The organism is Mycobacterium sp. AT1, from assembly GCF_002043095.1.
In the GTDB taxonomy this organism is placed as follows: domain Bacteria; phylum Actinomycetota; class Actinomycetes; order Mycobacteriales; family Mycobacteriaceae; genus Mycobacterium.
In genome coordinates this window covers 202,455-212,864 of sequence record NZ_MVOC01000002.1, presented here as the reverse complement: position 1 = coordinate 212,864, position 10,410 = coordinate 202,455, and the positions used below count along the sequence as shown (strand labels likewise).

Here is a 10,410-nt window from a genome sequence, read left to right as displayed (position 1 = left end):
CTCGCTTGCTGTATCCGGAGGGCCGAGAGGTCTCCGCTCAGACCTGACACGGTGCCGACCGCGTCCAGAAGTGCCTTCGGGGTGCTGCCCAACGGTATTCGATCGTGCACGAGGCTGGCGCGGGACCAACGTTGGAGTGCGCGTGCACGGCAAATCTCGTGGACGCGGCGATCCTCTTCACCCTGACGCTGTGCGACTCAGCGGAACAATCTGGCCATGCCGTTGACTGGGCCGTGGCCTCGGCCGAGAGGATAGGCGGCGCGGATGCACTCGGTAACCCAGAGCTTGGCGAAACCGACCGCCCCGGGAACCGGGTAGCCGTGAGCCAGCGCGGCGGTGATCGCCGCGGCGAGAGTGTCGCCGGCGCCGTGATCGTGGGGGGTGTCCACCCGGTCGGCAGCGAACTGGTGGAACTCCGCGCCGTCGAAGAGCAGGTCGGAGCTGGTCTGTGAGGTGCGCAGGTGGCCGCCCTTCACGAGCGCCCATTGCGGCCCCAGTGCGTGTAGAGCCCGGGCCGCCTCGCGTTGGGTCGTGTCGTCGACGACGTCGATGCCGACCAACAGTCGCACCTCGTCGAGGTTCGGCGTCACCAGCGTGGCGAGTGGGATCAGTTCGTCGCGCATGGCGCCCATCGCGTTGGAGTGCAGTAGTGGCTCACCGACGTTGGACGCACACACCGGATCGACCACCAGCGGGACAGTGCCGTCGAGCCCCTCGGACCTCCACGTAGCCACGATGGTCCTGATGATCGCGCTGGACGCAAGCATGCCGGTCTTGGCGGCCTCGATGCCGATGTCGGACGCCACCGCGCTGATCTGCCCCGCGACGATGTCAGTCGGAACTTCGTGAAAGGCTTTGACGCCCAACGAGTTTTGGACCGTGACGGCTGTCAGTGCGGCGCACCCATGCACACCCAACATTGCGAATGTTCGCATGTCAGCCTGCAGGCCAGCGCTGCCGCCTGAATCGGAGCCGGCGATGGTCATGACTCGACGCGGGGTTCGTCCCGGTGCAGCCAGTGGGAGGTCCTGAGCGTCGGCCATGGGTAGCAGTCTTGCAAAGATCGTCGAACCGGTTGCGGCGGGCGTCCGGCTGTCGGGCGCTAGGCCCTGGGAATACCTGAACGACGAATGAGGTTTGCGGTGCCATGAAGGCGTTTGGATTTCTGAGCTTCGGACACTACGGCGGTCCCGGCGGGCCCGATGCCGGCGACATGCTGCGCGATGCAGTCGACATCGCGACGGGTGCCGACGAGCTAGGCGTCAACGGCGCATACTTTCGCGTTCACCACTTCGCCCGGCAGTCCGCTGCACCCATGCCGCTGCTTGCTGCGATCGCCGCCCGTACTCAGCGGATCGAGGTCGGCACCGGTGTCATCGACATGCGGTATGAGAATCCGTTGCACCTGGCTGAGGAGGCGGCTGCGCTCGACCTGCTGTCCGAGGGGAGGGTGGCACTTGGAGTCAGTCGCGGGTCGCCCGAGCCGGCGTTACGCGGGTGGGAGGCCTTCGGTTACACCGGTTCCTCGGATCCGCGTGGCGCCGACATCGCCCGGGACAAGTTCGACCTGTTCCTGCGTGCCGTCCGCGGTGAAGGTGTCGCCGACGCCGATCCCCAACAGTTTGGGCGAGTCGGAAAGCTCCGCATCGAGCCGCACTCGCCCACGCTGGCCGATCGCATCTGGTGGGGCGCCGCATCGCGGGAGACCGCGAGATGGGCGGGTACGGCAGGCGTCAACCTGATGAGTTCGACGCTGCTGACCGAGGCCACCGGGGACGCCTTTGCAGACCTACAGGCTGAGCAGATCGACCAGTTTCGTGCGGCATGGGTGGCGGCAGGTCACCCGCGAACTCCGCGAGTCTCGGTGAGCCGCAGCATCTTCCCGTTGGTTACGGATCTGGATCGGCGCTACTTCGGTCCGCGGGGAGAGGATTCGTCAGACCAGGTCGGCGTCATCGACGGATTCCGGTCGACCTTCGGCAAGACCTATGCCGCCGAACCCGACGTCCTCGTCGAGCAACTGAAGTCGGATGCCGCAGTCCAGTCGGCTGACACGCTGATGCTCACGATCCCCAGCCAGCTCGGTGTGGAGCTGAACCTCCACATCCTCGAGTCGTTCGCCCGCTACGTGGCCCCGGAGCTGGGATGGGAGCCGAATTTCAAGGGACTGCCCACGGGCTGATGGCGTGCGAGGTCTGGGACTTGAATGTGCCGTGCGCGTCAGTCCTAGGCTGGAGCGCTATGGCGACCTTCGGCTCGTGGCCCACCCCCATCACCTCCGAGCTCGTCGTGCGTGCCGCGGCCGGTCTAGGCGCCGTCAGCTTGCGCGGTGACACAGTGACCTGGGCCGAGTCACGGCCCGAGGAGGGCGGCCGCACCCAGCTGGTCCAGCGCACGGGTGACGGACCGGCCGTCGACGTGTTGCCTGCGGGGGTCAACGCCCGCACGGCCGCCCACGAGTACGGTGGCGGTGCCTGGTGGGTAGCAGGGAACGTCGTGTGGTTCGTCGACTGGGCGGACCAACGTCTCTACACGGTTACCGGGCAAGCGGCACCCGAACCGGTGACCCCCGAGCCCGAGGTGCCCCGCGGTGATCGCTGGGCCGACGGACGCGTCACGACGGACGGGCGGTGGGCGCTGGTCGTGCGCGAACACCATCCCGCCGGCGGCGGTCCGGCCGAGGTCGTGAACGAGATCGTCGTGCTCGACTCCACGGGGCAGCTCGCCCCCAGGGTGTTGGTGTCCGGGCCTGACTTCGTTTCCGATCCCCGCATCTCGCCCGACGGCGGGCGACTGTGCTGGTTGCAGTGGTCGCATCCCGACATGCCGTGGGACGGCACCGAGCTGTGCGTCGCGAATCTGCGGGCCACCGACAGCGGTCCAGTGGTGGGCCGCGCCTCGGTGGTGGCGGGCCGCCCCGACGCCGGTCCTGGCGGTACGGGCGCCGGCGAATCGGTGAGCGAACCCCGGTGGGCCGACGACGGTTCGCTGTGGTTCATCTCCGACCGGTCGAACTGGTGGAATCTCTACCGGTGGGTGCCTGGGGTCGACGGTGCCGAGAGCCTCGTGACGGCCGACGCCGAAATCGGTGGGCCACAATGGGTTTTCGGTCAGTCCAGTTTCGCTTTCCTGTCGCACGGGCGCGCCATCTTCGCCTCGGCACGCAACGGGCTCGGGTTTCTGGCGATCCGCCTCGCCGATGGGCGCGTGGTCGACCTCGACGTGCCCTACACGTCATTCGCCTCGATCCAGGCGGAAGGCGACCGCGTGGTGTTCGTCGGCGCATCTGCAGTCACCGAACCGGCCGTGGTGTCGGTGACCGTCGACGCCAAAGGCGCGGTGACTGCGAGTGAGATTCTGCGTGCACCACGCGATCTCGAGCTCTCCACGGAGTGGTTCTCTCGGCCCGAACCGATCTCGTTCCCGACGAGCGGCGGGCGCACCGCCCACGCTCTCTTCTATCCACCCAACAACCCCTACGTGACCGCCGAGCCCGGCGAGCTTCCGCCGCTTCTCGTGTTCATTCATGGCGGCCCCACCAGCGCCGCCCGACCGATGCTGCAGCTGGGTACGCAGTACTGGACCAGCCGGGGCTTCGCCGTGGTGGACGTCAACTACGGCGGCTCCACCGGCTATGGCCGGGCCTATCGCAACCAGCTCCGCGGCCAGTGGGGAGTCGTCGACGTCGACGACTGTGAGGCGGCGGCCCGATGGCTTGGCGAGCAGGGCCGCGTCGACCCAACCAGGCTCTGCATCCGCGGCGGGTCCGCGGGTGGCTACACGACGCTGGCGGCCCTTGCGTTTCGGGACACCTTCGCCGCGGGGGCGAGCCACTACGGTGTGGCCGACCTCGAGGCGCTCGCCACCGAGACGCACAAGTTCGAGAGCCGCTATCTCGACGGCCTTGTCGGCCCGTACCCCGACCGACGCGACCTCTATGTGGATCGCTCACCGATCCACCACGTCGACGGCTTCGACCGTCCGCTGATCGTGCTGCAGGGCCTCGAGGACGAGGTGGTGCCACCGAACCAGGCCGAGATGATCGTCGACGCGCTGCGCACCAAGGGAGTGCCGGTGGCGTACGTGGCGTTCGATGGTGAACAGCACGGTTTCCGGCAGGCGGCCAACATTCGCCGAGCACTGGACTCCGAGTTGTCCTTCTATGCACAGATATTCGGTTTCAAGCTTCCCGATGCCGAGCACATCGCACCCGTGTCGGTGCAGAATCTGTGACCACTGCCCAGGCCTGAGATCAGTCAGGCCCGGACGATCGAAGTACCCTCGACCGCAATGCGTTTCGGTTCCAATGGCCTGGACGCTGGTCCCTTCGCCACGGTGCCGTCGAGGTTGAACTTGCTGCCGTGGCAGGGGCAGTCGATGGTGCCGTCGGCGATCTTGGATACGGTGCACCCTGCGTGCGTGCAGACCGACGAGAATGCCTTGAAGACTCCCGCCGAGGGTTGGGTGAGCACGACGTCGTCGACGATCAGCCCGGATCCGACGGGTACGTCGGCAGTCGTGGCGAGGGCGGCGGCACCCGGTGGCGGTGGCGCCGTCGCACCCTCTGACCGCGACCCGCTCGAAGGTGCCGGTGACGGTGTCTTCCCGTAGGTCGTGCAGGCACTGAGGGCGGCGGCAGTCAGGACGACACCGCCGCTGACGATGGCTGTCTTGCGTGAGACGACGAATTCTTGTTCGCGCACGTGCATTTCTCCTTTAGAACGTCAGGCCACTGGTGAGGAAGAACCACATCGCCGAGGTCAACCAGACGTAGACGAGTACGAAGAACAACAGTCCACCCGCGATGGGAATTGCCCAGCCCGGCAATCCCTTCCGAGTCAGCAGGAGCATCTTGGTCACGAACACGCCGTAGAACAGGCAGCCGAACAGCGAATGGAACAACACCCGGGTGTTGGAGTGCTGGAAGCCGAGTGCGTAGAGGCAATGGACGGTGATCGGGATGCTGAGCAGTACCGCCATCCGTCCCGACCACACATGGGCGGTGGTCATCCAGGACGGCACCCGCCCGCTCGGGATCAACCGATACATGGCGAACGCCGACGCCAACTGAAACAGCGCCAGTGTGACCACGAGTGTCGCGAGCCACGCCTTGGCCGCGGTTCCGCTGGAGAATCCGGCCACGTTCACCGCGAAGAACCGCGGTTCGTGCAGCGCTCCAAATACCCCGAGTGCGACGGCAACCAGTGCGCCGACGAGAACGGTGCCCAGCACGGCCACCCCGCCCGCTGAATTCGACGGAGCGGGTGCGGCGACAGGCGCGGCAACGGTGGGATCGGTGTCGGAGACGGCGGCGTCAAACATTGTTGCTGCCCTTGACCTCGAACGCCGTGTAGTCCCAGTTCTCGTTCCCGACGGACAGGTTGCCCTCGATGGTGTTGTTCGCCTGGTGGCGGCCGTCGAGGCGGCTGGTGCCGTCGCCGTTGCTCGCGGAAACCACGCCGCCAACGGCCGTTCCGGAGAGCCATTCCTCGGTGCCGTAGTTGTCGCAGGCGTAGGCGGTGGCCTTGGTGGCGTCGACCTTGATGTCCACGGTCAGAGTGCCGGTGCGGGTGGTGATTTTCGCGTGAAAGGCGGCCTTGGTCGGGAATGGGGCGGGGGCTGGCGCGGCCGGTGCGACAGGCGTGGGCGGCGGGGTCGGCTTGACCGTCGACGAGCTACCCGAGGCCGCTGGCGGTTGTGGTGCGACCGAGGGGCCGTCCTGGGCAAGGTTGACGGAGAACACTCCGATGCCCAGGACGGCGGTCGCGACCAGGGTGAGGATCGGGCCCTTGCGTGCGATTCGTGTCATGGGACCAGCTTGCGAATCCGCAAGACGGTTTGCTTGGAGACTGTCTGGAGGTTACGGGGAGATCCGTCTCATCCGCGGGCGGTCACGTCGTCCAGCATCGCGAACAAGCGATCGGCAATTCGCTTTGGCTCGTGCCGGTAAGCCCCGTGCTCGAACTCATTGGTGATCCAGGGGCTGCAGTTTCCGAGCATCGACACCGTTTCGAGCGCCATGGTTCGCTCGACGTACGCGTCGTCCCAATATACGGTGCCGACGACGGGGACGGTGTTGGCCTCCAATCGCGCGGTGTCGTACAGCGGCGGCCAATCGTCATGCTCGGCAAGCACATTCGCGACGTCCCGCAGCGGGGTGAGCTCCGGCAGCTCGTCGAGCATCCACGGGAACACCGCCTCGCCCGTGAAATAGGGTGCGGGCTGCGCATCCAGCGCGAAGCGTGCGTCAGCCTGGCGTGCCCGCTCGGCGGCCCACCGAGTCGCTGGGCCGTTGGAGTAGATGGCCTCCTGTAGCACCGTGTAGATGGGGTTCGTGGCGGGAGACATCACCGAGGCGACGCGATCGTGAACGGCTCCGCTGAGCATGCCGATCTGCTCGAGGTCGTTGGCGGCGCGCTCGACGATGCCGTGCAGCTCGGCGGCCCCATGCTGCAGGCCGAGCGTGTTGCCAAGGGTCAGGAAGCGGCGGGCGCTGAGTCGCTGACCGCGGCCGTCGACGTCGTCGGCCGTCTCGAGATGGTCGACGATCCGTTGCACGCGCGGCGCATCGTCGGGGAACCGCGTGTAGTAGTCGGCGTTGCGGCTCGCCACCTGCTTGAAGAGCCGGGCGCAGATCTCGTCGGTCTCGCGCAGCACGGGCGCGAAACCGCCGGTGATGATCACGCCGCGTAGATGTTCGGGCAGATACGAGAGGTAGGTCAGTGAACAGAAGCCGCCGAAGCTCTGGCCGAAGACGTACCAGTCGGTGTCCTCACCGTAGAGCGTGGCACGCAGGCGATCCGCGTCGCGCACGATCGAGTCCTGTCGAAAATGGCGAAGGTAGTCGCCAAGGCGCGTCGCGTCCGCGATGGGAAGGGCGCGCGCGTCGAGCGGGGTGCTCAGGCCTGTGCCGCGTTGGTCGAGCAACACCACTCTGTATCGCGTCAGCAGTTGTTCGAGCCAGCTCCCGCGATGGTCGGGAAACGCGACTTCGTGCCCCGGACCGCCTTGAAACCACACGATGGGTGGCCGACTCGCATCGCCGGCGTACTCAGCGGCGACGACTTCCCTTGCGTGCACACTGATTTGGCGCCCCGAGGGATCGCTCCAGTCGAGTGGTACCTCGATACGGTGACTGGTCACCACCATGCGATCGATTCCGACGTGCGAACCCGTCCGCAATCCCTGACTCAACTCGTGCTCCTCACCCGTGGCACGTCGGCGCACTCCACGATCCTATTGGTGAGGCCGTCGGCGTGCCGTGGTTCACGGTGCGGGGATCGAGTCTTGGTCGTCGCGCAGCTGCTCGGGTGTCATGTCGAAGGACTTCTGGATGCCGTCGTTGCGGGTGCCGAGACCGTCGGTGGTCTTCTTGCTCCATGGCGCCTCGATGAGCTTCTTGGTTTCCTCGAGCATCGACTTGGGCTCCAGGTTGCGGTAGCTGTCGATCTCGCCCGCGGCCAGCGCTGTCAGCGTCGCGTACACGGGCTCGGGGTTGAACTGCGCCCGAGGGAAGGCAAGCTGGGAATAGTCGAACAACCGCTGCGCCGGGTCGTCCTCCCAGCTCTCCCAGGTCTGGAAGATGCGGTCGTTGAACCCGGTCAGAAACGGGCCCGGGTTCATGGTCGCCACTTCCACGCCGAACTCCTGCAACTCGTCCTTCATGCTCTCGGCGATGGCCTCAACCGCGTGCTTGGAGGCGGAGTAGATGCCGGTGAAGGGGTTGACGTTGAGCCCCTCGCGGGAGGACACCCAGATGATGCGTCCGGATCCACGTGTGGCCATCTGCTTGGCGATGGGCTGGGTCAGCAGCAGTGGTCCGGTGACGTTGACCTCGAACTGGCGGCGGATGTTGTCTCCCGGAATGTCGACCGTGGAGCCGCCTTCGCCGACGCCGGCGTTGTTGACGAGGATCTCCACACCCCAGTCGAGGGCCTTGCGGCGGTCGCCGTCGCTGGTGACGTCGAGCTTTTCGACCTGCAGGGTCACCCCACGCTCGGCGGCTTGTCGTTTCAGGGTCTGCACCTGGCCGTAGATCTCAACCGCGGCCACCACGTCGAAACCCTTCTCGGCCAGTCGCATTGCCACCTCGTACCCGAAGCCGGTTCCGGCTCCGGTGATGAGCACCTTCTTCAATGTCGTCGCTGGGGTTGTCACAGTCGTGTCCTTTCGGGAGGTGGGGAGAGCGAACTGCCGGGACCAGTCGAGGGTTGGCTCTTCGACGGACTGAAGTTGAATTCGTCAGTGCGGGATGGAGTTTGGGTCGAGACGATCGGCTGGTACACCCCTCACGTAGGTCGCCACGCCCAGGCCCATGGACCAGTCGGCGGGCTGAACCGTCATGAGGTTGAAGAAGACGTCCTCGGGCCGCACCTGCAGCTTCTCCTCTAATTCGGCCACGACAGCCTCGTAGAACGTGCCCTTCTGTTCCGGGGTCGCGACGTCGAGGAAGATCAGTTGGATGAAGATGCAGTTCTCGGATCGGTGGATGCCGAGGTAGTCGGCATCGAAGAGGAAGTTCTCCGCCTTGTGCTCACTGATGGTCTGGAACCGATCCTCTGGCACGCCAAGGCATTCGATCATCTTGTCGTAGACGACATCGGCGATGGTACGACGGTATTCCGCTGACTTTCCTTCGATGAGGTCGATACGAGCTAGCGGCATTGAAGACTCCTGACGAGACTGAGGATCCGGAACTTTCCGTACTCCTGCAGTCAACCCCGAGAAGTGGGGGGTGAGCTAGCGCATTTCCGCTCGACTCATGCCCATTCCGACTCCGTCAGCGGGTGGAACGCAGATCGCGGCTCAGCCCCTCTGCGTCGGCGTACTCGCGCGGGGTCGTCCCGAAGCGCGCCCGGAATTCCTTCGTGAAGTGCGACTGGCTTGCGTATCCGACTGTGACGGACACGTCTCCAACTCCGAGTCGGCGTTCGAGTAGCAGTTCGCGCGCCCGCTCCAGCCGGGTCTCCTTGACGAACTGATAGGGCGATTTGTCGGTTAGTTCGCGAAACCGTCGCGAGAACGCCGACGAACTGAGATTCACCTGCCCGGCAAGGATCTCGACCGTCAGCGGCTCGGACAGGTGCGCGTTGATGTAATTCAATGCTGCCGCAATGGAATTCCCATCGTCCTGCTGGCCGGCAATCAAGACCAGTTTGGAGAACCGGTCACGCTGCAAGATGCGGTACACCAATTCCTGCAGGTACAGCGGAGCAAGTACCCGCCGGTCGGAATCCGCCGTGAGCGATCGCATGAAGCGAAGGACGGCGCTCATGAGCTCGTCGTCGAGTTCGGACACGACGCTCTGGTCTTGGCTTTCGGCCTGCGCTGTTGGGTGGTCTGCAACCCCTCGCCGACCGACCATCTCCACCGAAACCTTACGGACCACCGCCGGGTCGATCTGCAGCACGAAGGCGAGGAACGGTTTGTCTGGCGTTGCGTCCAGGATCTGCGACTGAAAGTGCAGGTTGCTTCTGAGTACCAGATATTGGTACCGGTCGTAGACGTAGTGATGGCCATCGGCGGTGACGGCCTTGCGGCCCTGGGCGACGATACACACCGAAAGTGATTGGATCTCATCCCATTTCGGCACCGTCGGTTCGACGTACCGGTAGATCGTCATGCCGGGCCACAGGCCCACGTTGGCGCCGTCGCCATACGAGCGAGTCAACAGTTCCTCGGCAAGGTCGTTCGACACGTCGTCTTCGGCGGGGTCACTGAGCATCCCGCCAACCTCCAGTTCCGAGCGGGTTCGTCGCTTGGAACGACGATATCTCGCCGCGTGCCCGCTTCTGCGCGACAGGAGGTACTCGTGCGCTATTCGCCCTCAACCGTGACGCGCACCTCTTCGGCGAATTCGCTGTAAGGCCGGATCGCGTAAGCGCGGGTGTCCACCGAGCTGCCGAGCTTCTGGATGATCGGCAGCGACTCGAGGGCCCGGTCGAGCGAAGTGTGATCGGGTAAGTCGAGCACGGCGAAGATGCTGCGCTGGCCGACGACTTTCCACAGGTTGGTCACCACCCCGGCGTCGACCGCACCCTGCGCCGCCCGGGCTTCTTCGAGCCAGATCGTGAATAGCTCTTCGCGGCTCATGTCGACGGGCTGGTGGATGTCGAACTGGACGAAGTACTGCATGATGTCCTCCTTCAATCGATGAATCTCCCCGTGTTCATTCTGGCGCTGAAGCAGATCTACCCCAATACGATTCAGCACATTGGAAGACGAATCATGGCGTATCCAAATGCCGACCCGACGGTGCGGCCGCTCGCGGTCAGGGCGTGGGAGACGTCAGCGCGTCGTAAAGGTGTCGCCGAACATGGGCAGCCGGCTGAGGGGCTGGGCTTGGGTGGCCTCGTCCTGCAGCACCGTTGTAGGTGAACAGGAATGGCGGCGTTAGATAGGCCCACCAGG

General features: G+C 65.3%; 11 protein-coding genes. 2 read left to right on the top strand and 9 right to left on the bottom strand.

All coding sequences use genetic code 11. The features are described from left to right. Nucleotides 1-197: 197 nt before the first annotated feature. Nucleotides 198-1,043 carry a bifunctional hydroxymethylpyrimidine kinase/phosphomethylpyrimidine kinase gene (gene thiD / locus B1790_RS01220; RefSeq protein ID WP_079921297.1) on the bottom strand — a complete coding sequence of 282 codons (846 nt, stop codon included), beginning with the start codon at nt 1,041-1,043 and terminating at the stop codon, nt 198-200. Nucleotides 1,044-1,147: 104 nt separating this feature from the next. Here thiD and B1790_RS01215 point away from each other — a divergent pair, with 104 nt between their 5' ends. Both B1790_RS01215 and B1790_RS01210 read left to right on the top strand, forming a co-directional pair. After that, nucleotides 1,148-2,182: an LLM class flavin-dependent oxidoreductase gene (locus tag B1790_RS01215; RefSeq protein ID WP_079921296.1), complete on the top strand. Its 1,035-nt coding sequence runs from the start codon at nt 1,148-1,150 to the stop codon at nt 2,180-2,182. Nucleotides 2,183-2,241: 59 nt separating this feature from the next. Beyond that, the gene (locus B1790_RS01210; RefSeq protein WP_079921295.1) at nt 2,242-4,233 is read left to right on the top strand and encodes a S9 family peptidase; all 1,992 of its coding nucleotides are present in this window, start codon (nt 2,242-2,244) and stop codon (nt 4,231-4,233) included. Between the two features lie 23 nt (nt 4,234-4,256). Here the strand turns inward: B1790_RS01210 and B1790_RS01205 are convergent, their stop codons facing one another. The 8 genes from B1790_RS01205 to B1790_RS01170 form a co-directional block, all read right to left on the bottom strand. After that, nucleotides 4,257-4,709 (bottom strand): ubiquinol-cytochrome c reductase iron-sulfur subunit, encoded by a 453-nt coding sequence (locus B1790_RS01205; RefSeq protein WP_079921294.1) that lies wholly within the window; start codon nt 4,707-4,709, stop codon nt 4,257-4,259. Nucleotides 4,710-4,716: 7 nt separating this feature from the next. Beyond that, entirely contained in the window at nt 4,717-5,322 is a 606-nt protein-coding gene (locus tag B1790_RS01200; protein ID WP_079921293.1) for a DUF6529 family protein, read from the bottom strand. Further along, on the bottom strand, nt 5,315-5,809 hold the full coding sequence (locus B1790_RS01195; RefSeq protein ID WP_079921292.1) for a hypothetical protein: 495 nt from the start codon (nt 5,807-5,809) through the stop codon (nt 5,315-5,317). Before B1790_RS01195 ends, B1790_RS01200 begins: the two co-directional genes overlap by 8 nt. Before the next feature lie 68 nt (nt 5,810-5,877). Next, nucleotides 5,878-7,227: an alpha/beta fold hydrolase gene (locus B1790_RS01190; protein ID WP_079921291.1), complete on the bottom strand. Its 1,350-nt coding sequence runs from the start codon at nt 7,225-7,227 to the stop codon at nt 5,878-5,880. A gap of 39 nt (nt 7,228-7,266) precedes the next feature. After that, a complete protein-coding gene (locus tag B1790_RS01185) occupies nt 7,267-8,157 on the bottom strand; it encodes an SDR family oxidoreductase (protein ID WP_079921290.1) in 891 nt (296 codons plus the stop codon). Nucleotides 8,158-8,241: 84 nt separating this feature from the next. Continuing rightward, a complete protein-coding gene (locus B1790_RS01180; protein WP_079921289.1) occupies nt 8,242-8,664 on the bottom strand; it encodes a tautomerase family protein in 423 nt (140 codons plus the stop codon). A gap of 115 nt (nt 8,665-8,779) precedes the next feature. After that, nucleotides 8,780-9,724, bottom strand: a complete 945-nt coding sequence (locus tag B1790_RS01175; protein WP_079921288.1) for an AraC family transcriptional regulator — start codon at nt 9,722-9,724, stop codon at nt 8,780-8,782. A gap of 92 nt (nt 9,725-9,816) precedes the next feature. Next, the gene (locus tag B1790_RS01170; protein WP_142270944.1) at nt 9,817-10,134 is read right to left on the bottom strand and encodes a muconolactone Delta-isomerase family protein; all 318 of its coding nucleotides are present in this window, start codon (nt 10,132-10,134) and stop codon (nt 9,817-9,819) included. Nucleotides 10,135-10,410 lie beyond the last annotated feature (276 nt).

Coding starts and splice junctions, on each gene's coding strand:
- thiD (WP_079921297.1), bottom strand. CDS start 1,043: ATGGCCGACGCTCAGGACCTCCCACTGGCTGCACCGGGACGAACCCCG.
- B1790_RS01215 (WP_079921296.1), top strand. CDS start 1,148: ATGAAGGCGTTTGGATTTCTGAGCTTCGGACACTACGGCGGTCCCGGC.
- B1790_RS01210 (WP_079921295.1), top strand. CDS start 2,242: ATGGCGACCTTCGGCTCGTGGCCCACCCCCATCACCTCCGAGCTCGTC.
- B1790_RS01205 (WP_079921294.1), bottom strand. CDS start 4,709: ATGCACGTGCGCGAACAAGAATTCGTCGTCTCACGCAAGACAGCCATC.
- B1790_RS01200 (WP_079921293.1), bottom strand. CDS start 5,322: ATGTTTGACGCCGCCGTCTCCGACACCGATCCCACCGTTGCCGCGCCT.
- B1790_RS01195 (WP_079921292.1), bottom strand. CDS start 5,809: ATGACACGAATCGCACGCAAGGGCCCGATCCTCACCCTGGTCGCGACC.
- B1790_RS01180 (WP_079921289.1), bottom strand. CDS start 8,664: ATGCCGCTAGCTCGTATCGACCTCATCGAAGGAAAGTCAGCGGAATAC.
- B1790_RS01175 (WP_079921288.1), bottom strand. CDS start 9,724: ATGCTCAGTGACCCCGCCGAAGACGACGTGTCGAACGACCTTGCCGAG.
- B1790_RS01170 (WP_142270944.1), bottom strand. CDS start 10,134: ATGCAGTACTTCGTCCAGTTCGACATCCACCAGCCCGTCGACATGAGC.